Below are 24,178 nucleotides of genomic sequence, written 5' to 3'. Positions count from 1 at the left end.
CAATGACAGTCAAAGAGATTTTCGAGACCATGGACTACGGCCCTGCCCCTGAAAGCGCAGCCGAGGCGCTTGCCTGGCTGGTCGATCAGGGCGACAAGTTCGGCCACTATATCGACGGCACATTCACCAAACCCGGCAAAGGGTTTGACAGCCGCAACCCGGCGACCGGAGAGGTTCTGGCCAAGCTGACGCAAGCGAAACAGGGTGACGTGGACGCCGCGGTTTCTGCCGCACGTAAAGCGCAACCCAATTGGGAGAAGTTGGGCGGTGCGGGGCGCGCACGTTATCTCTACGCGATTGCACGCCTGCTACAGAAGCATTCGCGCCTGTTTGCCGTGCTCGAAAGCCTCGACAACGGTAAGCCGATCCGTGAATCGCGCGATATCGACATCCCGCTGGCGCAGCGGCATTTCTATTACCATGCGGGCATGGCACAGTTGATGGAAATCGAACTGCCCGACGCTCAGGCGCTGGGGGTTTGCGGCCAGATCATTCCGTGGAACTTCCCGCTGTTGATGCTGGCGTGGAAAATCGCGCCTGCACTGGCAATGGGCAACACCGTGGTTCTGAAGCCGGCCGAGTACACCTCGCTGACCGCGCTGCTGTTCGCCGATATCTGCTCGCAGGCCGGGTTGCCGAAAGGCGTGGTCAATATCGTGACCGGAGACGGTGCGGTGGGCGAGATGATCGTGAACGCGGATGTGGACAAGATAGCCTTCACCGGCTCAACCGTTGTGGGCCGACGTATCCGCGAGGCGACCGCAGGGTCGGGCAAAGAGCTGACTTTGGAATTGGGCGGTAAGTCCGCCTACGTCGTCTTTGATGACGCGGATATCGATTCAGCCATCGAAGGGCTCGTCGACGCCATCTGGTTCAATCAGGGTCAAGTCTGCTGCGCAGGCTCGCGCCTTCTGGTTCAAGAAGGCATCGCCGATCGTTTCCACGCTAAGCTACGTGCCCGGATGGACACCCTGCGCATCGGAGACCCGCTGGACAAGTGCATCGACGTGGGCGCTGTAGTGGATCCTGTTCAGCTACAGACCATCAAGGGCATGGTTGAAAGTAACACCGCTGGTCGCGTTCATCAGGCCGCTTGCGACTTGCCCGCGAACGGCTGCTACTACCCGCCAACGCTAATCTCGGGGCTGGAGACCTCTGACCCGCTGATGCAGGAAGAGATCTTTGGACCGGTACTAGTTTCGTCCACCTTCCGTACCCCCGAAGAAGCGGTCGAACTGGCAAACAACACCCGCTACGGGTTGGCCGCAACGGTATGGACCGAAAACGTAAACCTCGCGCTGGACATCGCGCCCAAGCTGGTTGCTGGCGTGGTCTGGGTGAACGCGACCAACCTGTTTGACGCCGCCGCCGGGTTTGGCGGCGTGCGCGAAAGCGGCTTTGGTCGCGAAGGCGGCTGGGAAGGTTTGGCGGCATACACAAAGCCCAAGGGCAAAGGTAAACCGCTGGCGAAGATCGAGGCGACCATGGGCGAAGGTGCTCCGGTCGATCCAATCGACCGCACCGCCAAATTGTATATCGGCGGTAAACAGGCGCGGCCTGACGGTGGCTATTCAAAGCCCGTCTGGGGTAAATCCGGTCTGCTGGGCCATGTGGGGCTTGGTAATCGCAAGGACATCCGGAACGCGGTTGAGGCCGCAGCTGGTGCCAAGGGTTGGTCCAAGACAACCGGCCACCTGCGCGCGCAGATCTTGTACTACATCGGCGAAAACCTCTCGGCCCGTGCCGATGAATTCGCCGCGCGTATCGACGCAATGACCGGCAAAAAGGACGGCGCGAAAGAGGTTGAAGCCTCAATCCAGCGTCTGTTTGCCGCCGCTGCCTGGGCCGACAAGTATGACGGTCAGGTGCATGGCGTTCCGATCCGGGGAGTCGCTATTGCGATGAAAGAGTCCGTTGGCGTGATCGGTGCTCTGTGTGCCGACGAGGCACCGCTTCTGGGTCTGGTTTCTGCGATGGCGCCGGCGATTGCTATGGGCAACCGGACAGTTCTGGTGGCTTCCGAGCCCTATCCACTGGCGGCAACAGACTTTTACCAGATCCTCGAAACTTCGGACGTCCCCGCTGGCGTGGTCAACATCCTGACCGGCAGTCATGCGGAATTGGCGAAACCGCTGGCGTCGCATCTGAACGTCGATGCGGTCTGGTCGTTCTCGTCCACCGACCTGTCGAAAGAGATCGAGGTTGTCTCGGCCGGGAACCTGAAACGGACCTGGGTGAATAACGCGACGGCATTTGATTGGGGCGTGGACCATTCCCGCCGCTTCCTTCAGGCTGCGACCGAAGTGAAAAACATCTGGGTGCCCTACGGCGAGTAGGGCTCCCTGCCAAGCGAGGTCTACATGGATTTTTCAGGAAAAACCGTCATCGTCATCGGCGGAACCAGCGGCATCAATCGCGGCATTGCCGAGGCCTTTGCAGCCTCGGGCGCCAAACTGGCTGTAGCCAGTCGTTCGCAGGAAAAGGTTGATGATACGGTCGCGGCTCTGAAAGCCGCTGGCGCACAGGATGCCATCGGTGCAGCGTTTGACGTGCGGGACCCTGAGGCCGTAGCGGCGGGACTGAAACAGTTCCATGATACATTAGGCGATTTTGACGTTTTGGTCTCGGGCGCAGCAGGTAACTTCCCGGCGCTGGCGGCTGAAATGTCAGTCAATGCGTTCAAAACTGTGATCGATATCGACCTGATGGGCACGATCCACGTGATGAAGGGGGCCTACCCGTTCCTCAAACGCCCCGGCGCCAGCATCATCAACATCTCAGCCCCGCAGGCATACTTACCTTATGAAGGTCAGGCCCATGTCTGCGCGGCAAAGGCGGGCGTGGATCAAATCACCAGGACCCTTTCGATGGAATGGGGTGTAGAGGGCATTCGTGTGAACTCGGTTGTGCCCGGTTTCATCGAAGGCACGGAGGGAGCCAAACGCCTTGCCCCCACCCCGGATGCTGGGGAAGCGTTACGCAAAGACGTACCGTTGGCCCGTTGGGGCCAGCCGCAGGACGTGGCAAACGCCTGCCTGTTCCTCAGTTCAGATATGGCGAGCTATATCAGTGGCACGGTTCTGGCGGTCGACGGGGCACTTTATCAGCGCGGGTCAGGCAAGTTCGGGCAAATGATGGGGCAAATGCTGCGTGCACAGGCAAAACAGAACTGAGCACCTGTCAGGACATTGGCATCGCCAACATTTAAAGACCCGCGGGATTACCGTTTCAAATAAGGCTAGGAGCGTTTGACATACAGTCCAACTGCTACCAAAAGCGTAGTCAGCAAACCGGCCACAACATAGAGAATGAATGCGCTGAGCAGGGATTGGCCAAGAGCCAGAGAGGCCGCAAATGTCAGCAGCCCCGCAAGTATCCCAATTCCTAATGCCGCAACTATCATGGCGTCTTTCTGCCCTACCTATTGTCGAACGAGACACCGGTCTGATCTAACCGCTCAAACGCCTCGACAACGAAAGCATCCTTGATGTTTCTGGCCAAATTATGACCACGACTCCTTAATGATCTCTTAAGTCACAAAATTGCGCGCCAAGGGATTTCTAGTATCCTTGGCAGATTTATAGTTTGCGCACTATGCACGACTGGCTCAACACAATCACACCGTCATGACGCGCAGCAAGGTCGTCTGGCCGCTATCCGTCCAGACCGATCGGTTTCCCAACCACGGTGAAATGCAGGCCTTCGGGGTCCAAAAACTCGGCCGCTACCCGGTTTATATCCTCCAGTGTCACCGCGTTCACCTTGTCATTGCGGGTTGCGATATAGTCGATGGGCAAGTCTTCCATCTGCATCCCCACCATGATCCCCGCGATCTGACCATTCCCGTCGAACCGTAGCGGATATGCACCTGTAAGATAGGTCTTGGCATCATCCAGTTCCTCTTGGGTAAATCCCTCGGACGCAGCGCGGGCCCACTCGTCGCGGATCACGTTAACCGCGTCGGCAATCCGGTCATTGGCGGATGAGACCGAACCAAGGTAAACTGAGGCCAGATCCTTGGGCACCAGAAAGGTCGAGACACCGTAGGTTAGACCACGCTTTTCCCGCACTTCGTGCATCAGGCGGCTTTCAAATCCGCCACCACCTAATATGTGATTCAGGATAAAGGCTGCGAAGAAATCAGGATCGTCGCGGTCAATGCCTTTTTGGCCAAAAAGAGCAACCGATTGAGGCGTGTTGAATTCCACCACACTTATGCCGCCATCGATCTTAACATCGGCCTTATCCGGGATGGCTTTCCCTGTTGCTGGCAAATCCACCAGCAGCGTATCCAACAATGTGCCCAATTCTTCTGCGGTGATGTCACCGACGGCCCCGACATATAGCCGATCCTTGGCAAAGACGTTCTGGTAGGCCGCAATGATATCGTCACGGGTCAGCCCCGAAACACTTTCGATCGTCCCTTTTCCGTCCGTCGCGTAGGGGTGATCTCCGTAAGCCATTGCTGCAAAACTGCGTCCGGCAATATCGTTCGGATCAGTTTGGTCCGATTTCAGACCCGAGAGCACCTGCCCCCGCACCCGTTTAATGGCATCTTGGTCAAAACGGGGGTCGTGAATTGTAGTCCGCAACAGATTGACCACATCATCGCGGTTCTCGGTCAGGAAGCGGGTTGAAATCGAGACTGAATCATCCGTCGCGCGGTAGCTGAATGAGGCCGCCAATGCCTCAAGCTCGCGCGCATAGGTCCGGACATCCATGTCGCCCGCGCCTTCCTCGATCAACCCGCTCATCAGGTAAACTGCGCCGCGTTTATCGGGATCATCCAAGGAAGTGCCGCCGCGAAATCGCATCTCAAGCGCGGTAAACGGTATTGAGTGATCTTCGACCAGCCATGCGGTGATTCCCCCTGGCGAAGTTACCTCCTGGATTTTGATTTCAGCCCATGCGGGCAGCGCGATAGCAACAGCGATCAGAGTCGCAAGAATCCGTTTCATTGTGTCACCTCATCGTCACGCATCAGCCAACCGGTTACAGAGGTTTCAGGCTGTATCACTTCTCGTGCCGCCGCGATGATATCATCAGCTGTCGCCGACTGCAGGATGTCTGGCCAGGCCTGCACATCCTCAACCGTCAGCCCGCTGGTCAGCGCGCGTCCATAGCGGTTTCCGATTCCGTCCACATTGTCGCGCGCATAGGTTTGAGCGGCGCGAAGCTGCATCTTGATACGTTCCAGATCCGCTTCGTTTACGCCTTCGGCGATAAAATCTGAAACAACCTGATCCATCGCATCCTCGGCCTCCTGCAACGAGACACCTTCGGCCGGAACAACAATCAGATCAAAGGTTGTGTCATCCAGTGAAACGCCCCGGTAGAACGCACCGGTATAGACGACCAGTTGCTGCTCAAACTGCAGCTTTTCATTCAGATAGGATGTGGTGCTACCGCCCAGCAACTCGGCCAGAAGAAACAGCGCCGCGGCTTTCTCCTGTGCCCCTGCATCGCGTTCGGGTGCCAGATAACTGCGTTGCACATAAGGCTGCGAGACTCGGGCGTCTTTGTAGGTCAAGCGGCGCTCAGCCGTTTGCGGGGGCTCCTGCGAACGGATCCTTTCGGGCAGGTCTGGATTGGCGGGAATCACACCATAATACTGATCTGCAAGCAATTTGACCTCGTCCGGGTCAACATCACCAGTCACCACCAGAATGGCGTTATTGGGCGCATAATGGGTCTGATAGAAGGACAGGGCATCGTCCATGTCGAGCTCTTCCATCTCGTGTTTCCAGCCGATAATGGGAACGCCATAGCGGTGGTTTAGATACTGCGCTGCGTTCATCTGTTCGCCAAACAGCGCGCGTGGATTGTTCTCGGTCCTCTGGTTGCGTTCCTCAAGGATGACGTCGCGCTCGGTTACGATGTCATTTTCGGTCAGGCGGATGTTGCGCATCCGGTCCGCCTCCATCCGCATCATCAGTTCCAACCGGTCGGCGGCAACGCGCTGGAAATAGGCAGTGTAGTCATAAGAGGTAAATGCGTTGTCATTTCCCCCGTTGGCCGCGACGGTGGCCGACAACTCACCCGCTTCCATTGTATCGGTGGCCTTGAACAGCAGGTGTTCCAGAAAATGCGCGACACCAGAGGACCCGATCGGTTCGTCTGCCGAGCCTGCACGATACCAGACCATATGCTGCACCACCGGCGCGCGGTGGTCTTCGACCACTACGACGTCCATGCCGTTATCAAGCGTGAAAGTGGTAACCGCCTCATGCCCCTCTTTGGCCCAAAGAGGGGATGCTGCGATCAGGGCAGCCGACAATGCCAGGGCCCGAACCATGGGGCATCCTCCGTTTCGTTTCTGGTATTCAAACTACGGTGGTGCTGCCAGTGTTCAAGGCCAATGACGGAATGTTAAGAAAAGTTCATTCCAACGGAGGCGCAGAAGGTGTTTCGATACCACGCTGCCGCGCCGCTTCGTTTGCATTGTTCGCATCGATCGACTCGCGCCGATATGCCTGCGAATAACGATCCACCGGGAAAAGCCGCAAACGCGTGAAGCGCTGCTTCTTCTTACGGAAATCCGCATCTTCCTGGGCAACAACCTGCCGCGTATTGGCGGGAACACCATATCGGCTTGAAGCTGTGACCAGCGCTGCATCACTCGCAGGAATCGCGGTATTGGGGTTCAGGGCCGCTTCGCTGCCGCCGAGAGCCACAACAGCATCTGCCTTTGGATTGGGATCAGTCAGATTCGCACCACCGGGGGTAGGTGCAGGTAGAAACGCATAATCCTTTGGTTGGGTCAGCGGCTTAACCGGCAGGACCGAGAACTCATCCGGCCCGGGCCCGGGTGCCCGAAGATTGCGCAAACCAATATCGGAACAGCCCGCAACTGTCGCGGCGAGTGTCAGAACAAGAATGGTGCGTGGCATACGCATCAGTGTCTCCAGCCAGTTTCAGGCGCTTTTATCGCATATCATCGGGCAGGTCACGAGGGCTTTTTGCCATCGAATAGGACCAGGCCCAATGCTCCCGCAAATATGAACACATCCGCCAGATTGAACACAAACGGGTTATTGATCCCACAGCAGGACATGTTCAGAAAATCCAGAACATAGCCATAAAGCACCCGGTCGACGACATTTCCCAGCGCGCCGCCGATCAGCAGGCCACCACAGAATTGTTGAAACCTCGTCGGGGCTATTCGGCCCAGCCAAATCAGGACACCCAGACAAATCGCCAGAGAAATGCCGATCAGGACCCAGCGCGCTGCATCGCTGTCGCCCTGAAACAGCCCGAAGTTGATGCCGCGATTCTCACCGTATTTGAACACCAGAAACGGCGGCAGGACGCCGATATCGCCCTGCGCCACGCGCAGCACGTGAACGACCAGATACTTGCTGATCTGGTCGATCAAAAACGCCGCCAGTCCGGCCCAGAGGAGGAGCGGGCTGCGCATCAGTGACGGAAATGCCGCATGCCGGTGAAGACCATGGCCAGACCTGCCTCATCTGCCGCCGCGATCACCTCATCGTCACGCATCGAACCGCCGGGCTGAATGACGCAAGTGGCGCCTGCCTCGGCGGCCTCCATCAATCCGTCGGGAAAGGGAAAGAACGCATCAGATGCCACGGCCGAGCCGATGGTCAGTGGTTGGGGCAGTTCCAGTACGTCGGCCATGCGCTCGGCCTTTTTGGCGGCGATCAAGGCTGAATCGACGCGGCTCATCTGGCCTGCACCAACGCCTACGGTTGCACCGTCTTTAACGTAGACGATGGCGTTGGATTTGACGTGTTTGGCGACTTTCCAGGCAAACAGCAGATCGCGCATTTGTTCGTCAGACGGGGCCTTCTTGGTAACGACCTTCAGGTCATCCATGCCGACAAAGCCGTTATCCTTGTCCTGCACAAGCAGGCCACCGGCGACCTGACGCACGGTTTTCCCTCCTGCCGTCACGTCAGGCAGAGCCTCTGTGGTCAGCAAGCGCAGGTTCTTCTTAGCCGCGAATATCGCTTTGGCCTCGTCCGACGCACCCGGAGCGATCACGACCTCGGTAAAGATACCAGTGATCTCTTGCGCGGTTTCCGCATCCAGAGGCTGGTTCAGAGCAACGATTCCGCCAAAGGCCGAGGTCCGATCACAATCGAACGCGGCTTTATAGGCTTCAAGCAACGTGGCCCCCTTGGCCACACCGCAAGGGTTCGCGTGCTTAATGATGGCACAGGCTGCGCCGTCCGCCGGATCAAACTCGGCGACCAGCTCAAACGCCGCGTCCGTGTCGTTGATGTTGTTATAGCTCAGTTCCTTGCCCTGATGCTGCACTGCGGTCGCCACGCCAGAGCGATCCGTACCATCTGTGTAGAATGCAGCCTGCTGATGGCTATTCTCGCCATAGCGCAGGGTCTGCTTCAACTCACCCGCAAAGGCGCGGCGTTTCGGCGCCTCAAGCTGCAATGCGTCGGCCATCCAGTTGGACACGGCGGTGTCATAAGCGGCAGTCCGGGCATAGGCCTTTTGCGCCAGCCACTGTCGGAAACCCAGCGATGTCTTACCGTAGTTTTCTTCAAGTTGATCCAGCAGCGAAGAATAATCCTCGACATCTACAACGACGTTAACGAAGGCATGGTTCTTGGACGCCGCCCGGATCATCGCAGGTCCGCCAATGTCGATATTCTCGATGCACTCATCGTAACCTGCACCCTTCGCCACGGTCGCTTCAAACGGATAGAGGTTCACGACCAGCAGGTCGATCGCAGCAATCCCGTGTTCGTTCATCGCGGCAACGTGGGTATCATTGTCGCGCAGCGCCAGCAGGCCGCCATGCACCATCGGGTGAAGCGTTTTGACCCGGCCATCCATCATCTCAGGAAAACCGGTCACCTCGCTCACATCTTTGACCTCTAGGCCAGCATCACGCAACGCTTTGGCCGTACCGCCAGTCGAAAGTAACTCGACCCCGCGTTCGGACAGTGCCTTGCCCAGTTCGATCAATCCGGTCTTGTCGGAAACGGAAAGCAACGCGCGGCGCACGGGGTGAAGGTCGGTCATGGGTCCAAAGGTCCTTTTGGCGTCAGTCGAAAACGGGCTCGTCCCGGTGCGTATCCCGCACGGCATAGGCTGTATCCTGAGCCTTGCTGAGCGTCCACCGGATGCGCGTCGCATACTCCATTGCGCGCCCAGATAGAACGATCTGTTTTGTCGCGCGTGGCTTTAATCGACCTTTTTCCAAGTAAACGCTTGGTTCAACTGACAACTTTCCAACGCGATCATGGCGGAAAACCCAGATCTCGCCGCTTTTGAGGGCCATCGACACGGCCGCACCGCCCAAATCCAACGCCGCATCAACGTCAGGGTGCAGGTGAAAACGGATATCAAAGGCGATCCCCTTCAGGCCCGCCCCATCCATGGCCCGGTCAAATTGCCGTTTGGCTTTGTCGGTTGCGGTCAGCAGTATATCTTCCCCTTCAAGCTCGCGCCCATCAAATCGCAGCTCGAGCGTACGGGCGTGGGTCAGACCGAACACTTTGTTGTAACCATCATGGCCGACCATGAACCGTGTGCCCTCAAAGGCATCTTCGAAATCCACCGGGACGTCCCGAGGGCCATCGACCAGCGCCTCCTGCGACGATCCTTTTGCGACTTCGGCAAGCCGCGCGCTGGAGTAGCCGTCGACACACAGGGTCGAATGGGAAGGGGTTGCGCGCCCCGCACGTCGCCAGTCCTGACCAAAACTGCCACCCGATCCACAGTTCACGATCAGCGGGCGCCGGCCCGAGGTCAGTTCAAACGCAAGGGTGGACGCGTGCGCGTTATACGAGGCTGCGCCTTTGGGTGGCGCGCTGGCATCCACCAGAACCGTCGTGCGCGAGGCCGCCAGACGCGCATAACCCATCGACAGGTCCGAGTGCTGCTGCGGCTTTACACCGCTTTGCGCCAACGCCTGATCCAACCGTCCTTCCAACCCGCGCCCACCGCCGTGAAATCTGGCCAGCGCTCCATCCGCGTGGCGCAGATTTCGCAACGTCGGCGCGATGCGTTTGATCGCTTCGGTCTGCGAAGCAGGTGTGCCCCGGCCCACTTCGCTGAGAGCCGCCGAAGTCCAGGACAACAACGTAAACACCTCAAGCAATTCTTCGGGATTGCGGGTTGGGATACCGCCTTCGGCATCAATCTGACGTTCACACTCACGGGCCAGAGCGCGCAAGGCCGGGTCTGCCATCTGCTCCTGACCTTCCAACGCCAAACCAGCCTGCACAAGACCGGCCAGAGCCTCGAACCTTGGCAATCCCGGTGTTGCCGCTGTCCAGCGTTTGGACAGAAACCACGTCTGCTGCGACAGCGATCGAAAGAAAGCCTTGCTTTGCGCCTCATCGACACCGCGCAACAGAAAAACCGCGTGATTGATCCAACGCATGACCCGCCGCCCTGTCAGGTCCGGCGCCCAACCAGGGCCTTTGCCGCGCCCATGCGCATCTATCCAACCCCAGACCCAACGCTGCGCTTTTTCCCGGGCGCGCATGTCGCCCACGGCCGCCAAATCGTCCAGCCACACAAAACCGTGGCGTTCGTCATCGAAATCAAGGCTTGGCGCGACCACATCCCAGAGGTCGGTGTCATCAGCCTCGACCAGATATCCCGCAAACAGCAAATTCCCGGCCACCAGTTGCCGACCACGGGCAAAAGACCCAACCGTACGCGGCTCGGGTTGGCCGACGAATCCCGAGACCGCCTTCCGCCTTTGACACAGGCGCGCGTAAAGACGGTTCTGAAACCGCGTCCAGCGATTGGCCATTGTATCCGTGTTTGACATGACGCTTGCGACTCTGCCCCTTGCGCTCTGCGGGCGCTTGAGCACACGATAGACCGGTCCGCTCGTCAAGTCATCGAAAAGCGTCGCGTCAGGCGGATTTGTTCAGACAGGCGATATAAAACCCGTCCATCCCGCCCTTGTCCGGCCAGTAATCGGGACGCAAGCGCAGGCCACCTTCTTCAGTGATCCAATCTGCTTCAACGCCCGCAATCTCAAGAGCGGCGCGATCAACCTGCATATCAGAATAGCTATCCAGTGCCTCTTCAATCTGTACTTCACCCTCGTCCGGCAGCAGCGAGCATGTGCAATAGACCAACCGCCCGCCAGGCTTCAGCAAAGTCCAGGCATGAGCCAGCATACGCGCCTGTAACTCGATCAACCCGCCAAATTCCGAACCGTCCTTGGCGAAAGGTAAATCCGGATGGCGGCGAATCGTACCCGTTGCCGAACAGGGTGCGTCCAGCAAGATAGCGTCATACTGGCCCTCATGCTCCAGCGCATCTTGGGCGATAACCTTAGCTTTCAGACCGGTTCGTTTCAGGTTCTCGCGAACGCGCACAAGCCGCGCTTCCGAGATATCCAGAGCGGTGACATCTGCACCTGCAGCAGATAGCTGCAAGGTTTTTCCACCCGGCGCGGCGCAGAGATCCAGAATTTTCTCTCCGGCTTTCGGGGCCAGAACCCGAACGGGTAACGCCGCCGCCGCATCCTGAACCCACCAATCCCCGGCCTCATATCCCGGCAGGGTCGAGACCTGCCCCGCATCCTGCAGCCGCGCCGAACCGGTGGGCAACATCTCTGCACCCGCGATCTCGACGCTTGGTTTTGGCGTCAAATCCAATGGTGCCCCGTTGAAATGCGCGTGCTCCATACCTTTCACGGCGTCTTCACCCCACGCCATGATCAGCGGTTCGCGCAACCACTCTGGCAGGCGAGGCACGCGCATCTTGGGCCAAGCGTCGGGACCGTCGGCGGCAATCTTGCGCAGTACCGCGTTCACCAACCCCTTCAGTCGACCATGCTTGCGCGAACGGCCCACGATCTCGACCATGGAATTCACCACCCCGTGCGCTGCTTCGCCCTGACACAGCTCGACTGTGCCAAGCCGCAAGGCGTTGTGAACCGTCAGCGCGGGCGTTTGTCGCAGGTGATCGGCCAGCAGCCGGTCGACACGCTCGAGCCCGCGCAGGGTTTCGATCGTCAATCGTTGCGCCCGCGCGCGATCCTCAGGGGCCAATCGATCCAGCGTACCTGCCGCAAGACATTCGGGCAACAGCCGCCCCTCGGCGAGTATCTGATCCAGCAGATAGATCGCACTTCGGCGCGCTGCTGTGGCGGAGTTTAACATGATGCTGAGTGCCTCTCGTGACCTTTGCCCGCATTGCCTTGGGCGGACGAGGGCGTATATCAAGGCCCTGTACGGAAAGGAACCCAATGTCATGAGTGACGAGCGCAAAGACCTGCCCCCTGCCGCCCAGCGCGCCCTTGCCGAGGCAGAAGAACGCCGCAAAAACGCGGAGGCCGAAGCGAAGGCACGGCCCAAAGAGCTGGGCGGGCGCGACGGACCAGATCCGGCCCGTTACGGCGATTGGGAGAAAAAGGGCATCGCAATCGATTTCTGATCAGCCATCGCGCAACGCCTGCAAGAAGTCATCGATCAAAGCGCGTTGTCGATTCGAGCGCACCCTATCCTCGGGCCATGTCAGCCAATAGCCATCTTTTGTTGCAAGCTCGGGCATATCCAGTCTGCGAAGTTGACCGGTCTCCAAACTGCTCGACGCCAAAGGAAGTGATCCCAACGCGATCCCCATGCCCTGACGCGCTGCCGTGATCGCATGACCCACCGAGTCGAAACTGATCCGGCCAGCCGGCAATTCATCAACCCCCGCAACCTGCGCCCAATCCTTCCAGCCGGGGCGTTCTCCGCGTAGATCAATCAGCGGCGCGCCCCACTTGATGCCAGATGCTGCCATCGGTGCCAGCACTTCAGGCGCGATAAGCTTTGCCTTTCGCCCAGGCCAGACGCCTCTGCCATAGCGGATCTGCAGCCAGGTACGCTCTTCCTCCAACGAAGCGCGACGCGCCATCGAATCTGTCATCACACGCACTTTGGGCTGCGCCTCCAGGAACGTGGGCAAGGCAGGGAGAACCAGCGCGTGTATATGCGAAGAAAGTCCTGCTACCCGAAGCTCGCGCGGGGTTTTTCCGAAAAGATCCTCGGTATTGCGTTCCAGTGCCTGCAGGCTGTCCTGCACCAATGGCAGATAGCTTTCACCCTCGATTGTCAGCGACACGCCCCGTGCCTCGCGCACAAACAGCGATCGACCTAACCAAGCCTCAAGATTGCCGATCCGTTGACTGACCGCTGCCTGCGTCAGACCAAATTCGCGCGCAGCGGCAGAAAAACCGCCCAGTCGCCCGGCAGCTTCGAACACGCGCAGCCAGTCCAGAGGAGGTAATCCGATCTTATTCTTAGCCATAAGATTTTCCAGGCCTCAGCGGCAATAAGGTTTAATTGTGGTAATGCCACGAAGCGCGTATCTCCTCAAGCAAAGCCCGCGCTGAACAGGAGAACCCCCATGCTGCGCTCTGCCACCCATGACCCCTCGATGGTCACCATCGATTTTGCGAACGGCACTCAATCCCGATTTCACGCCATCTGGTTGCGCGACAACGCTCTGGACCCCGAAACACGAGCGTCGGGCAATGGTCAGCGCCTGATCACAATCGGCGATATTCCGGCGGATGTATCAATCAGCGCGGCAGAGGTCGTTAAAGGAGATCTGATCGTCACATTCCAGCCCGAAGACAAAACTGTGACTTTTCCGGCCAGTTGGTTGGCCGAACACATCTATGATCGCGATCGGGACAGCGAGATCGGCCGCCTGGCCCCTGGCATCACAACTTGGGAACGCGGCATCGACGCGCCGTGCGGTGACTGGGATGCGGTACATGCCAACCTCACAGCCAAGCGCGACTGGCTGGCCGCAGTGGCGGAATACGGGTTCGCTAAGCTAACAGATGGCCCCACCGAGCCAGAATCGCTGCTGAAAGTGGCCGATTTGTTCGGCTATGTGCGTGAGACCAACTATGGTCCCTATTTTGAAGTCCGGACGGAGGTGAATCCAACCAACCTCGCCTATACCGGATTAGGTCTGCAGGCCCATACCGACAATCCCTATCGAGACCCGGTACCAACGCTGCAAATCCTCTACTGTCTTGAGAATTCGGCCGAAGGTGGGGATTCCATTGTTGTTGATGGCTTCCGCGCGGCCGAGCGTCTACGCGATCAGAACCCCGTAGGTTTCGCCCTGCTGGCGGGCTATCCGGCGCGGTTTGAATACAAAGGCTCTGACGGCGTCTGTCTGCAATCGCGTCGCCCGATGATCGAACTGTCTCCGGATGGCGAATTGATCGGCATCCGCTTCAACAACCGTTCCTCCGCTCCGTTCGTTGATGTGCCTTTCGATCAGATGGAGGCCTATTACGCCGCCTATCGTCAGTTGGGTGAGATCATCGACGATCCTGCCATGGGCGTGTCTTTCAAGCTGGAACCGGGCGAAAGCTTTATTGTCGACAACACCCGCGTCCTGCATGCGCGTCTGGGTTACTCCGGCGCGGGGTCACGCTGGCTGCAGGGCTGCTATGCTGACAAGGATGGGTTGCTTTCGACCTTGGCAGCCATGCGGATGGCACAGCCGGAGGCAGCAGAATGAAACCCGACTTTTCAACCCTGAACCGGGACAACATCGTGGCATTTATCGGCGACATCTTCGAACGCCGTGGTGGCGAGGAATATCTGGGCGAACCCGTGACCATGGCCGAGCACATGCTGCAGGGTGCCACGATTGCCGAACAAAATGGGCAGCCCGAAGAAATCATTGTCGGCGCGCTGTTGCATGACATTGGTCACTTCACATCTGAATTTGGCACCTATCATCCCGACGACACCGAAGATCGCCACCACGAGGACGCGGGAGCAGAGGTGCTCGAGCAATTTTTCCCCTCGGTCATCACCGATTGCTGCCGTTATCATGTGGCGGCCAAGCGATATCTCTGCGCGACGAAGCCTGATTATTTCAACCGCCTGTCCGCCGCCTCGGTTCATACGCTAGAACTACAAGGCGGCCCGATGAGCGCTGCGGAGGTCGCGGAGTTTGAGGCAAACCCGAACCTGAAAGAGATCATTCAGGTGCGCTATCTGGACGAGGCCGGCAAACGCGCGAACATGGAAACGCCCGACTTCGCCCATTTCGCGCCGATGGTGCAGCGCATGGTCGATAAACATCTGGGTTCGTCATGACCGCGCCAGAGTACATCTTCGAGGCCAATTCAAAACCATCCCTACCCTGGCACGAGGTGCCGCTGATCCGCGCAACGGAAACATCGGTCAAGGGTTATGGCTGTCTGGTCGACACCCCGGATACGTTCGAGATCGAAATTGTGCGCTGGCCGCAGCAAGGCTGGCGACCAATTGACGAAGGAACCGGCGACGAAGCAGGTTGGGTCGAAGGCACGTTCAAATGCGACTGGCAGGGCGATGTTCTTTATGGTGAGAACGAGGCCGTCAAAGGCCACTACGTTCTGGGTTGGTCCACCGATCCGCAAAAGGCACAGACGGGCCGTCAAACCGGACCCCGCGATCAGGTCTTGCTGTGGCATATGAACTACCACCCGGACGGGGGGCAGATGTTCTGGCCGCTGGACAAAAAGCCATTCATCGTGCCTGCCGCCCTGCCCGGTGACAATCTGACGCCGGAAAAAGTGGTGGCGTTCTGGTGCGATGGCTCGCGCGGCCTCTACATCCATCCCGGCGTCTGGCACGAGGGGATTTTCCCGGTCGAAGACAACCAGCGTTTCCTTGACCGTCAGGGCGCCGTTCATGCCCGGGTCAGCGCGGATATCGGCAAAGAGTTCGGCGTCTATCTGTCCTGTCCGCTGCGCGCGGACAAGATCAGAGAATTTTAGCCAGTACCCCTTGATGCGCAGAACGCTTGCTAATGATCCACATCTGAACCGCCAACAGGTAAGGCACGAAGAACGCGAAGTTCTGTGCCAGATCGAACGGGCCCGAGAAATCGGGCTCTGACCCCACTCCACCGGTCAGCAGGTACCAAAGTGTGTAATGCACACGGTATAGCCATGACCCAAGAGCCAGCCAGAACAGCCGCAACCCCCAGGCCCAGTGCCCAGCACGATCCCTGATCAGCGCCATCCTCGGTACCATTAATCCAGCGGTGAACAGGCAGAGCCCATACAGAAAGAACGCTGCAGACATGAGCGGTCCACCGATGGTTCCGCGCAACGGGATATAGGTCATGCCTGCCAGGCCGGTGATCAGCGCCAGCGTGACCAGCAGCCTGCCCAGCATGCGATGAAATCCGATAAACCGCAGCCGAAGGCCCTGCAGCAGCTGCAGCGGCACCAGCGCCACCAGCAAAGTTCCGGCAAAGATATGCAGCATCATGGCCGCGTTGCCGACATCTTGACGGTCGGAAAAGAGATAGCTCTGCCTAGCCGCGTCCTCGGACAGGCCAACACCGATCATACCCAGCCCGTGCATCAAAAAGGGCAGCAGCGTCAGATAGAACACGATCAGCACCAAACCAGTCGCCACTCGAGATGTAAGGTTCCGCATAGGCCCGAGTTTAACGCCGTTGCGCGGCCCGTCTATGGCTTACAGCCCGAGCACATCCACCATGTCGTATTGGCCCGGTGCCTTACCCTGCCCCCATAGCGCTGCCTTCAGCGCGCCACGCGCAAAGATGGCGCGATCCGTGGCGAGATGGCGCAACACGATGCGTTCTCCCGGCGCGGCGAACAGCACGTCATGTTCGCCCACGATGTCCCCGCCGCGAATGGCGTGAAAGCCGATATCGCCGCGCTTGCGCGCGCCGGTAATGCCGTCACGACCACGGTCGGACACATCCGCCAATTTGACGCCGCGCCCTTCGGCGGCAGCTTCGCCCAGCATTAAGGCCGTGCCCGAAGGCGCATCAACCTTGTGGTGGTGGTGGCCTTCGATGACTTCAATGTCGAAATCCTCATCCAGTGCGGCGGCGACTTTTTTGGTCAGTTGCACCAGCAGGTTCACGCCAAGGCTCATGTTTCCTGCCCGCACGATCACCGCATGGCGCGAGGCCGGTTCCAGCGCCACAATCTGTTCGTCACTCATGCCGGTGGTGCCGATCACATGCACGCAGCGCGCCTGCGCGGCCAAAGCGGCAAACTCCAGCGTCGCCTCGGGTGCGGTGAAGTCGATCACCGCCTGCGCCTGCGCGAAGGCCTCCAGCGGATCATCGGTGATCAAAACTCCCAGCGCGGGGCCACCCATTGCTTCACCAACATCCTGACCGATCCAATCGTGACCCTGGCGCTCGACCACGCCAACCAGGCGTGCCTGATCACTGTCGGTCACGGTCTTGATCAGCATCTGCCCCATACGGCCCGAAGCCCCTGTAATGACGATCCCCGGAATATGGGTCATTGCGTTGGTCCTTTTCTAAAGTCGGCTCAAAGCCTCCTACCCCGTTCGCACCCGCTTGGCAAAGCCCGGCTTTGCGCTTAGATCGGGGTTTATGGCAAAGAACAAATTCCACGATGGCCCCGGCCCGTCCCAACGACAGCTGCGTGTCGGCGAACTGATCCGCCGTACCCTGTCCGAAGTTCTGGCGCGCGGAGATGTCCACGACCCCGACCTGAACCGCATGTCGATCACTGTGGGCGAGGTGCGCACCTCGCCCGATCTAAAGATCGCCACCGCCTATGTGCTGCCATTGGGCGGCAAAGGGCAGGAGGACGTGATCGAACTGCTCGCTCGCAACAAGGGTGAGCTGCGGCGCATGGTCGGCAAGAAGGTCGGACTGAAATTCTCTCCCGATCTACGTTTCCGGTTGGATGACACATTCGACCGACTGGATGACACCCGTCGCATGTTCGAACAGGACGCGGTGCGCCGCGATCTGGACGAGTGATCCGCCTATCTGTCACATTAGGTGCGGTTGTTTGGGCCGCACAGGCTGGGGCAGTGACTTGTGAAAAGCTGACCCACGAGGACAAGCGCTACACCATTTGCGAGGTAGACGCGGCATCCGAAGATTTGCGCCTGTTCCTGAACGATGAGAATGGCGACCTGTTGGGCCATTTCTCGTCAGTGAACGAAGCTTTGGCACCTGACGGTAAGCGTCTGGCCTTTGCGATGAACGCGGGCATGTATCATGATGATCGCTCGCCCGTGGGTCACTTTGTTGAGGACGGCGAAGAACAGATGCGTGTGATCCCGAATGCTGGCCCGGGAAACTTCGGTCTGTTGCCCAACGGTGTGTTCTGCATTCGCGACGGACGCGCCGATGTGTTTGAGACATTGGATTACATCGAACGCGCGCCGGATTGCCGGTTCGCCACCCAGTCCGGCCCGATGCTTGTCATCGATGGAGAGTTGCACCCCCGATTCCTGCCGGATTCGACCTCTCTCTATATACGCAATGGGGTCGGAACCAACGCTGAAGGGACCCGTGCGGTATTTGCAATCTCTGAGGATTACGTCACCTTCCATGAATTCGGCAGGTTGTTCCGCGACACGCTGGATACTCCGAACGCATTGTTTCTGGATGGCAATATTTCGCGGATGTATGACCGCGCCAACAACCGATCCGACATCGGGTTTTCACTGGGACCAATAGTGGGCGTCGTCGAGAACGTACCGGCAAATTGACAGCGTCGAAGCGATCCGCTAACTCGCGCGCCTCAGTAAGTTTCAAGGTGCAAGATGGGACGCAAACGCAAGGGTCGTGACATTTCCGGTTGGCTGGTGGTGGACAAGCCTGCGGGCATGACTTCGACCGCGGTCGTCAACAAGGTGCGTTGGGCGATGGACGCCAAGAAAGCAGGCCATGCAGGCACGCTGGACCCCGAAGCAACTGGCGTTCTGGCGGTAGCTTTGGGCGAGGCGACCAAGACTGTTCCCTACATCACCGATGCGCTGAAAGCCTACACATTCACTGTGCGTTTAGGACAGGCCACCAATACCGACGATGCCGAAGGCGAAGTTATCTCGGAAAGCTCTGCGCGTCCGACGGATGAAGATATCAAACAGGCGCTCTCACCGTTCCTCGGGGATATCATGCAGGTGCCGCCCAAGTTTTCAGCTGTGAAGATCGACGGTCAGCGCGCGTACAAACTGGCCCGCGATGGCGAAGATGTGGAACTGTCCGCACGCCCCCTGTGGGTTGAAGAGTTGATCCTTGTCGACCGACCCGACACCGATCATGTGGTGTTGGAAATGACCTGCGGCAAAGGCGGGTATGTCCGTTCGATCGCGCGCGATCTGGGCGAAGCGCTGGGCTGCTACGGCCACGTCAAGGAACTCCGTCGCATCTGGTCGGGTCCGTTCGAGGCCGAAGACGGCCTGTCCATCGAACAGATCGATGAGATGGCCAAAACCACAGCATTGGATGAATACCTGCACCCGTTGGAAACCGGCCTGTCTGATCTGCCTGAGTTGAAATGCACCCCGGAAGGGGCAACCCGATTGCGCAATGGCAATCCGGGAATGGTGTTGGCATCCGACGTCGAATACGGCGACGAGGCCTGGGCTTCGCTGGATGGCAAGGCTGTGGCCGTCGGGATATACAAATCCGGTGAATTGCATCCCAGCCGGGTGTTCGTCGTTTGAACTACGTGTTAGGCGAAGGGCATGATTACCCGTACTCATACCAAGGGCGACGCGCCCTCGACCGCCATCTACTCCGACTGCGAAAAGTATCGCTATAGCCTGACCCGCATCTGGGATCCGGCGGGGCGCAAGGCGCTGTTTGTGATGCTGAACCCCTCGACCGCAACCGAGGTACAGAACGACCCGACGGTTGAACGCTGTGAACGGCGGGCGCGAACATTGGGCTTCGGCGCATTTCAGGTTACCAACATTTTTGCGTGGCGCGATACCGACCCGCGCAAAATGCGCGCAGCTGAGGATCCTGTTGGACCGCAGAACGACCAAGCCATTCTGGAAGGTGTTGGCTGGGCCGATCAGGTTATTGCTGGCTGGGGCACACATGGCGCGCATCTTGATCGCGGTCGATCTGTCGAAGCACTGCTGCGCGCCACAGGTCAACCGATGTATCATCTGGGGCTCACCAAAGACGGCCATCCAAAACACCCGCTCTACATCGCTTACGCGCAACAGCCTCAGTTGTGGTGACGAAGGGTTAACCACACCTGCAACTTGGCTTTGACCAACCTCTTGATTGCATGAGATGTTTTACACTCGGGGCAAGTCTGCTTGCGGAGGGTAATCATGTTTCTGATCGGTTTATTCGGGATGGCTGCATTAGGAGGGGCCGCCTATGCGATAAGCGACGTTCTCGTACCCGACGAAACAACCGAGGAGGATGGTGAGCAAATTGATGACTCGGTTGAGGATGAATTGACCGAAGGCAACCTCCTCGAACTGGAAGAAGATGTTGAAGAGCCCGATTCATCCGAAGATACCAACACAGGTGAAATCATCTCTGAGCATGGGGGAAATCTGGTCATTGCAGGCGATGAGGATGCAAATATTCTGACCGGACAAGAGGGTAATGATCAGATTAATGGGTACGAAGGCGGCGACCTCATCGACGGAGGGGGCGGAAATGACGTCATCTACGGTGGTTCCGGAGAGGACACGCTGATCGGAAACGTCGGGAACGATGTGCTCCATGGCGGGAATGGCGACGACAATTTGGCCGGAATGTCAGGCAACGACGACCTGTATGGTCATTTCGGAATGGATGAGTTGGAAGGTGGCGACGGCGATGACCGGATTTTTGGCGGTCAGGACGATGATATCTTGAGGGGCGATGACGGCGACGATCAATTGCAAGGTGGCGACGGCGATGACTATCTGACAGGCGGTGCAGGACAAGATGCCCTGTTCGGTGGAGACGGGGATGACATTCTGAACGGCAACGATGGTCGGGAGGAGACTTCCCCTGACTTTCTGAACGGGGGGGCTGGCGATGATGTCATACTGGCCAAAGACGGAGATATCGTCACCGGTGGAGACGGCGATGACGAAATAATCGTGCAGCCAGAACTGGAACAGGAAGCCGCAACAATCATGGATTTCCAGATTGGTCACGACAAGCTGCTAGTCACCTGGGACGGCCCAGAAGACCCTGAGTTGACCATCGAGCCAGACAGCGAAAACAATGACCTGACCCATGTCAGGGTCAACGGCGAGAACGTTGCGCAGATATTTGGTGCAGAAGGTCTAGCCGCAGAGGATATTCTGTTTGTGACCGAATCCCAATTGGCACAATACGCTTTCACTGGTTGAACCCGCAGAATCCCTTTGCCATTCGCAGCAAAAGCGCCTATATGCGCCCATCCGCATCGGAATCGGTGCGGTTTTCTCCATGGGCCTGTGCTGGACGACATCCCGGCCTGCGCCATCAACTCTAACCTTAAAAGGAGACCCCGATGTCGATTACTGCCGCTGAAAAAGCACGCGTTATGAAAGAATTCGCAACTAAAGACGGTGACACCGGTTCGCCAGAAGTCCAGGTTGCCATCCTGACCTCGCGCATCACCACCCTGACCGAGCACTTCAAGACCCACAAGAAAGACAACCACGGTCGTCGCGGTCTGCTGAAAATGGTCGCCCAGCGCCGTAAGCTGCTGGACTACCTGAAGGGCAAAGAAGAAGCGCGCTATCAGGACCTGATCAAAAAGCTGGGCATCCGCCGCTAATCACGCTTTGTTCGTGCGTTGCGGGCACTGACCGCCCCTTTTTTGTACATCTCGTACGCCCGCCAATAGGCGGGCGTATTTGTTTTGTGTAACACTGAATCAGCTATGGTATCGTACATGAAGCATGGCCGAGAACTGTAGGCCAACCCACGTTCAGGCGTGGCATCAAAATGTGCAGTTACACTTTGAACAAATTTTTTTGCTCCATGTGAACCACTTCACTGACCAGAACAAAAGAATGCGCCATGCTGACATTGTTAGTGAGTAGGCGCTTCTTTTGTTTCGGGCGTCAGGTTTTCATAGTCCTCCCTATCTTTACTGGGCGCGCCTTTGACAGGCGCGCCCTTTTGTTACCTAGATCATCCGGAATGCGAGCGATTCTCAGCCGATTTGCATCAAAACCAGGAAGAAGTTCATGCTCCGGAAGACAAGAAGACCTTTAATCAATCAAGGGTCTAATTGTGACGTAGCGTCGTGACCGTATAGCGATAGGTCCGCAAGTTGACGTAAGCGTAAGTAATACAGCTATTTTTTTACCACTCGATCAAAAATGATGCGAAACGCGGAATCCTTCCCCCTTTCTCAAAGTCAAATTTTTAATACATGCGCCGTGTCGCTGCGGGTTACCACTCACGGCATATGATCTTTGAGCTTCTCCCTCGAGGTTCAGATCTGACCCGCAGCGACAAGCATCTGGGCGAATTAAGTTGTTGGGAGGTGAACGATGCCATTGAAATCTGTTCTGGACAGAGTGTTTTCGACTAAAACAATTCGAACGGCTGATGTTGTTAAATCATCGGTGGTGCCTTCCAGCCCAGATGGAACGCGAAAACCAATATCGAGGGTCGAAACTGCCGCTGTTCTCCGAGGAATTCTCACAGAGGAACAGCAAAATCCGGCGAAACCGCGCGCGCACGAAGACCCAATACAATAGCGCGCCAATGTCGTCACATCCGGCCTCTGTCATCGGGTTTCCAGTGCCAAATATCGAAGCAATGCGCACTATTGAAAACGCCCGCAACTCGGCGGGCGTTTAATGGGGGGCAGGTGAACTCGGGCTGCTATTGCGACATGCCACCTTCGCTGCTGACCTGTTCCTGAACGTGTGTCTCATTGCCCACGGTCGCACCACGTGGAGGGAAATCCGCAAAGGTCGCCAGATGTGCCTGAACCAGCCGGGCTGCCGGACCAAAGGCCCACATCTTGTTGCCCATCCAGCGGGTATACATCCCGGATTCCTCGGCCGCTTTCTCATAAGGATCGCGGCGTAGGTTGAACAGCAATGGCGCGTTCAGTTCCTCTTTAGGACCGGCCCAGCCCTTTTCCTGAATGGTGAAATGCGCCTTCCAGTCGTTATAGCGGATCGCCTGCAGATCGGTGCCTTCGTAATAGACAATCTCTTTGCGGTTACTGGGTGTTTCGCCAGTCAGATATGAAAGCTGATTATACCCGTCCAGATGCACCTGATAGCCTTCGAACCCTTCAAGCAGATCGGCAGGAAGGTTCTGCGATCCGCCTGCTGCCGCGACAAGAGTGGGCATCCAATCCATGCCGTCGAAGATACCGTTCAGCACCTGACCTTCGGCAACTTTGCCGGGCCAACGGATGATCGCGGGAACGCGGAATCCTCCCTCCCAGGTGGTGCCTTTTTCGCCGTGGAATGGCGTGGTGCCACCATCGGGCCATGTCATCGTTTCCGGGCCATTGTCCGAGGTGAAGATAACGATGGTGTTGTCGGCGATACCAAGCTCTTCCAGATGCGCGGTCACCTTGCCGACATTATCGTCAAGCTCTTTCATGACCACATCCTGCAGGCCGCGCCCGTCGCCCAGCATCGCCTCGTATTCCGGGCTGAGATGGGTCCAGACATGCGCCCGCGCAGGCGCCATCCAGACAAAGAACGGGGTTTCGCTGTCAACTGCGCGGTTGATGAAATCGATGGTGTGGGCCGTGACCTCATCATCCAGGGTTTTCTGACGTTCAGGCGGGGCTGGACCGTCATCAATGATGCGCTGTTTGCCCACCGGCCCCCAGCGGGGGTCGACGGTCTCGTCAACGGTATCCGTGGCAAACGAGTGGATAATGTTGCGCGGACCGAACTGAGCGGCAAATTCCGGATCATCCGGCCAGTCGGGGTCGGTCGTGTATTCCATAGCGTTGAGGTGGTAGAGCCAGCCCCAATATTCATCAAAACCCTTGGCCGTTGGCAGGAACTTGTTCAGATCGCCCAGATGGTTCTTACCGAACTGCCCCGTAGTATAGCCCATGGATTTGAGGATATTTGCCAACGTCGGGTCTTCGTCGCTAAGACCGACCGGATCGCCCGGAAGGCCCACCGTGTGCATGCCGGTACGTACCGGGAACTGACCGGTGATAAAGGCGGAACGCCCTGCGGTGCAGCTGGGTTGCGCATAATAGTCGGTCAACCGGGCGCCCTCGGCGGCAAGCTGATCCAGATTCGGAGTCTGGATGCTTTTGACACCTTGATGATAGCTGCCAAGGCTGGCCCATCCGACATCGTCAGCCATGATCACCAGAATATTGGGCTTGTCGGACTGTGCAACGGCCGTCGTGGCAACCGCCCACAAAGCCGCAGCGAGGCTGGTAGTTACTGATTTTATTCGAAACATTCGGTTCGACTCCTGCGTTCAATCGGATTGGCCGAGTGGGCCGATATGC

23 protein-coding genes are annotated in these 24,178 nt (G+C 58.0%); 12 read left to right on the top strand and 11 right to left on the bottom strand.

Features of this window, described 5'->3' with window-relative positions; genetic code table 11:
- Positions 1 to 2: 2 nt before the first annotated feature.
- Positions 3 to 2,336 carry an aldehyde dehydrogenase family protein gene (locus AC2FI7_RS16350; protein WP_010438651.1) on the top strand — a complete coding sequence of 778 codons (2,334 nt, stop codon included), beginning with the start codon at positions 3 to 5 and terminating at the stop codon, positions 2,334 to 2,336.
- A 24-nt stretch (positions 2,337 to 2,360) separates the two neighbouring features.
- Positions 2,361 to 3,173, top strand: a complete 813-nt coding sequence (locus AC2FI7_RS16345; RefSeq protein WP_010438650.1) for an SDR family oxidoreductase — start codon at positions 2,361 to 2,363, stop codon at positions 3,171 to 3,173.
- Positions 3,174 to 3,653: 480 nt separating this feature from the next.
- On the opposite strand, the gene AC2FI7_RS16340 is transcribed toward AC2FI7_RS16345, so the two are convergent.
- From AC2FI7_RS16340 to AC2FI7_RS16310, 7 genes are all read right to left on the bottom strand, one after another.
- Positions 3,654 to 4,958, bottom strand: coding sequence for a M16 family metallopeptidase (locus AC2FI7_RS16340; RefSeq protein WP_010438647.1), 1,305 nt, complete (start codon positions 4,956 to 4,958; stop codon positions 3,654 to 3,656).
- Positions 4,955 to 6,295: a M16 family metallopeptidase gene (locus AC2FI7_RS16335; RefSeq protein WP_010438646.1), complete on the bottom strand. Its 1,341-nt coding sequence runs from the start codon at positions 6,293 to 6,295 to the stop codon at positions 4,955 to 4,957. The genes AC2FI7_RS16340 and AC2FI7_RS16335 overlap by 4 nt, the downstream gene beginning before the upstream one ends.
- A gap of 85 nt (positions 6,296 to 6,380) precedes the next feature.
- Positions 6,381 to 6,896 (bottom strand): DUF3035 domain-containing protein, encoded by a 516-nt coding sequence (locus AC2FI7_RS16330; protein WP_010438645.1) that lies wholly within the window; start codon positions 6,894 to 6,896, stop codon positions 6,381 to 6,383.
- 50 nt (positions 6,897 to 6,946) lie between these two features.
- Positions 6,947 to 7,417 (bottom strand): signal peptidase II, encoded by a 471-nt coding sequence (gene lspA, locus AC2FI7_RS16325; RefSeq protein WP_010438644.1) that lies wholly within the window; start codon positions 7,415 to 7,417, stop codon positions 6,947 to 6,949.
- Positions 7,417 to 9,006, bottom strand: coding sequence for a bifunctional phosphoribosylaminoimidazolecarboxamide formyltransferase/IMP cyclohydrolase (gene purH / locus AC2FI7_RS16320; RefSeq protein WP_496815766.1), 1,590 nt, complete (start codon positions 9,004 to 9,006; stop codon positions 7,417 to 7,419). The genes lspA and purH overlap by 1 nt, the downstream gene beginning before the upstream one ends.
- A gap of 22 nt (positions 9,007 to 9,028) precedes the next feature.
- Positions 9,029 to 10,768, bottom strand: coding sequence for a heparinase II/III family protein (locus AC2FI7_RS16315; RefSeq protein ID WP_010438640.1), 1,740 nt, complete (start codon positions 10,766 to 10,768; stop codon positions 9,029 to 9,031).
- Between the two features lie 88 nt (positions 10,769 to 10,856).
- A complete protein-coding gene (locus AC2FI7_RS16310) occupies positions 10,857 to 12,116 on the bottom strand; it encodes an RsmB/NOP family class I SAM-dependent RNA methyltransferase (protein WP_010438638.1) in 1,260 nt (419 codons plus the stop codon).
- A 91-nt stretch (positions 12,117 to 12,207) separates the two neighbouring features.
- Here AC2FI7_RS16310 and AC2FI7_RS16305 point away from each other — a divergent pair, with 91 nt between their 5' ends.
- Positions 12,208 to 12,390 carry a DUF1674 domain-containing protein gene (locus AC2FI7_RS16305; protein WP_010438637.1) on the top strand — a complete coding sequence of 61 codons (183 nt, stop codon included), beginning with the start codon at positions 12,208 to 12,210 and terminating at the stop codon, positions 12,388 to 12,390.
- Here the strand turns inward: AC2FI7_RS16305 and AC2FI7_RS16300 are convergent, their stop codons facing one another.
- On the bottom strand, positions 12,391 to 13,248 hold the full coding sequence (locus AC2FI7_RS16300) for a LysR family transcriptional regulator (RefSeq protein WP_010438636.1): 858 nt from the start codon (positions 13,246 to 13,248) through the stop codon (positions 12,391 to 12,393).
- Positions 13,249 to 13,347: 99 nt separating this feature from the next.
- Here AC2FI7_RS16300 and tmpA point away from each other — a divergent pair, with 99 nt between their 5' ends.
- The 3 genes from tmpA to AC2FI7_RS16285 are packed head-to-tail and all read left to right on the top strand — an operon-like array spanning position 13,348 to position 15,736.
- Entirely contained in the window at positions 13,348 to 14,484 is a 1,137-nt protein-coding gene (gene tmpA / locus AC2FI7_RS16295) for a 2-trimethylaminoethylphosphonate dioxygenase (protein WP_010438635.1), read from the top strand.
- Positions 14,481 to 15,071: a (R)-1-hydroxy-2-trimethylaminoethylphosphonate oxygenase gene (gene tmpB, locus AC2FI7_RS16290; protein WP_010438634.1), complete on the top strand. Its 591-nt coding sequence runs from the start codon at positions 14,481 to 14,483 to the stop codon at positions 15,069 to 15,071. Before tmpA ends, tmpB begins: the two co-directional genes overlap by 4 nt.
- Positions 15,068 to 15,736, top strand: coding sequence for an ureidoglycolate lyase (locus tag AC2FI7_RS16285; RefSeq protein ID WP_010438633.1), 669 nt, complete (start codon positions 15,068 to 15,070; stop codon positions 15,734 to 15,736). The genes tmpB and AC2FI7_RS16285 overlap by 4 nt, the downstream gene beginning before the upstream one ends.
- On the opposite strand, the gene AC2FI7_RS16280 is transcribed toward AC2FI7_RS16285, so the two are convergent.
- Positions 15,723 to 16,406, bottom strand: coding sequence for a DUF2306 domain-containing protein (locus tag AC2FI7_RS16280; RefSeq protein ID WP_083828993.1), 684 nt, complete (start codon positions 16,404 to 16,406; stop codon positions 15,723 to 15,725). The two genes, AC2FI7_RS16285 and AC2FI7_RS16280, sit on opposite strands and share 14 nt — an antisense overlap.
- A gap of 39 nt (positions 16,407 to 16,445) precedes the next feature.
- Positions 16,446 to 17,255, bottom strand: a complete 810-nt coding sequence (gene dapB / locus AC2FI7_RS16275; protein WP_010438630.1) for a 4-hydroxy-tetrahydrodipicolinate reductase — start codon at positions 17,253 to 17,255, stop codon at positions 16,446 to 16,448.
- Between the two features lie 91 nt (positions 17,256 to 17,346).
- Here dapB and rbfA point away from each other — a divergent pair, with 91 nt between their 5' ends.
- The 6 genes from rbfA (at position 17,347) to rpsO (ending at position 21,499) form a co-directional block, all read left to right on the top strand.
- Positions 17,347 to 17,742, top strand: coding sequence for a 30S ribosome-binding factor RbfA (gene rbfA, locus AC2FI7_RS16270; protein WP_010438628.1), 396 nt, complete (start codon positions 17,347 to 17,349; stop codon positions 17,740 to 17,742).
- Entirely contained in the window at positions 17,739 to 18,482 is a 744-nt protein-coding gene (locus tag AC2FI7_RS16265; RefSeq protein WP_010438627.1) for a phosphodiester glycosidase family protein, read from the top strand. The genes rbfA and AC2FI7_RS16265 overlap by 4 nt, the downstream gene beginning before the upstream one ends.
- 54 nt (positions 18,483 to 18,536) lie before the next feature.
- Entirely contained in the window at positions 18,537 to 19,442 is a 906-nt protein-coding gene (gene truB / locus AC2FI7_RS16260) for a tRNA pseudouridine(55) synthase TruB (RefSeq protein ID WP_010438625.1), read from the top strand.
- A gap of 21 nt (positions 19,443 to 19,463) precedes the next feature.
- A complete protein-coding gene (locus AC2FI7_RS16255; RefSeq protein WP_496815764.1) occupies positions 19,464 to 19,967 on the top strand; it encodes a DUF1643 domain-containing protein in 504 nt (167 codons plus the stop codon).
- Positions 19,968 to 20,063: 96 nt separating this feature from the next.
- Positions 20,064 to 21,086: a calcium-binding protein gene (locus tag AC2FI7_RS16250; RefSeq protein WP_496815763.1), complete on the top strand. Its 1,023-nt coding sequence runs from the start codon at positions 20,064 to 20,066 to the stop codon at positions 21,084 to 21,086.
- A gap of 143 nt (positions 21,087 to 21,229) precedes the next feature.
- Positions 21,230 to 21,499: a 30S ribosomal protein S15 gene (gene rpsO / locus AC2FI7_RS16245; RefSeq protein WP_008757925.1), complete on the top strand. Its 270-nt coding sequence runs from the start codon at positions 21,230 to 21,232 to the stop codon at positions 21,497 to 21,499.
- A gap of 1,061 nt (positions 21,500 to 22,560) precedes the next feature.
- On the opposite strand, the gene AC2FI7_RS16240 is transcribed toward rpsO, so the two are convergent.
- Entirely contained in the window at positions 22,561 to 24,129 is a 1,569-nt protein-coding gene (locus tag AC2FI7_RS16240; protein ID WP_010438617.1) for an arylsulfatase, read from the bottom strand.
- Positions 24,130 to 24,178 lie beyond the last annotated feature (49 nt).

The organism is Ruegeria sp. YTSA064, assembly GCF_059610325.1.
Note: the sequence above shows the minus strand (reverse complement) of the source record. Positions and strands in the feature narration are given on the sequence as shown.

Excerpts from the sequence above, each read along its gene's own strand:
- AC2FI7_RS16350 (WP_010438651.1), top strand. The coding sequence starts at position 3 with ATGACAGTCAAAGAGATTTTCGAGACCATGGACTACGGCCCTGCCCCT.
- AC2FI7_RS16345 (WP_010438650.1), top strand. The coding sequence starts at position 2,361 with ATGGATTTTTCAGGAAAAACCGTCATCGTCATCGGCGGAACCAGCGGC.
- AC2FI7_RS16340 (WP_010438647.1), bottom strand. The coding sequence starts at position 4,958 with ATGAAACGGATTCTTGCGACTCTGATCGCTGTTGCTATCGCGCTGCCC.
- AC2FI7_RS16335 (WP_010438646.1), bottom strand. The coding sequence starts at position 6,295 with ATGGTTCGGGCCCTGGCATTGTCGGCTGCCCTGATCGCAGCATCCCCT.
- AC2FI7_RS16330 (WP_010438645.1), bottom strand. The coding sequence starts at position 6,896 with ATGCGTATGCCACGCACCATTCTTGTTCTGACACTCGCCGCGACAGTT.
- lspA (WP_010438644.1), bottom strand. The coding sequence starts at position 7,417 with ATGCGCAGCCCGCTCCTCCTCTGGGCCGGACTGGCGGCGTTTTTGATC.
- purH (WP_496815766.1), bottom strand. The coding sequence starts at position 9,006 with ATGACCGACCTTCACCCCGTGCGCCGCGCGTTGCTTTCCGTTTCCGAC.
- AC2FI7_RS16315 (WP_010438640.1), bottom strand. The coding sequence starts at position 10,768 with ATGTCAAACACGGATACAATGGCCAATCGCTGGACGCGGTTTCAGAAC.
- AC2FI7_RS16310 (WP_010438638.1), bottom strand. The coding sequence starts at position 12,116 with ATGTTAAACTCCGCCACAGCAGCGCGCCGAAGTGCGATCTATCTGCTG.
- AC2FI7_RS16305 (WP_010438637.1), top strand. The coding sequence starts at position 12,208 with ATGAGTGACGAGCGCAAAGACCTGCCCCCTGCCGCCCAGCGCGCCCTT.
- AC2FI7_RS16300 (WP_010438636.1), bottom strand. The coding sequence starts at position 13,248 with ATGGCTAAGAATAAGATCGGATTACCTCCTCTGGACTGGCTGCGCGTG.
- tmpA (WP_010438635.1), top strand. The coding sequence starts at position 13,348 with ATGCTGCGCTCTGCCACCCATGACCCCTCGATGGTCACCATCGATTTT.
- tmpB (WP_010438634.1), top strand. The coding sequence starts at position 14,481 with ATGAAACCCGACTTTTCAACCCTGAACCGGGACAACATCGTGGCATTT.
- AC2FI7_RS16285 (WP_010438633.1), top strand. The coding sequence starts at position 15,068 with ATGACCGCGCCAGAGTACATCTTCGAGGCCAATTCAAAACCATCCCTA.
- AC2FI7_RS16280 (WP_083828993.1), bottom strand. The coding sequence starts at position 16,406 with ATGCGGAACCTTACATCTCGAGTGGCGACTGGTTTGGTGCTGATCGTG.
- dapB (WP_010438630.1), bottom strand. The coding sequence starts at position 17,255 with ATGACCCATATTCCGGGGATCGTCATTACAGGGGCTTCGGGCCGTATG.
- rbfA (WP_010438628.1), top strand. The coding sequence starts at position 17,347 with ATGGCAAAGAACAAATTCCACGATGGCCCCGGCCCGTCCCAACGACAG.
- truB (WP_010438625.1), top strand. The coding sequence starts at position 18,537 with ATGGGACGCAAACGCAAGGGTCGTGACATTTCCGGTTGGCTGGTGGTG.
- AC2FI7_RS16255 (WP_496815764.1), top strand. The coding sequence starts at position 19,464 with ATGATTACCCGTACTCATACCAAGGGCGACGCGCCCTCGACCGCCATC.
- AC2FI7_RS16250 (WP_496815763.1), top strand. The coding sequence starts at position 20,064 with ATGTTTCTGATCGGTTTATTCGGGATGGCTGCATTAGGAGGGGCCGCC.
- rpsO (WP_008757925.1), top strand. The coding sequence starts at position 21,230 with ATGTCGATTACTGCCGCTGAAAAAGCACGCGTTATGAAAGAATTCGCA.
- AC2FI7_RS16240 (WP_010438617.1), bottom strand. The coding sequence starts at position 24,129 with ATGTTTCGAATAAAATCAGTAACTACCAGCCTCGCTGCGGCTTTGTGG.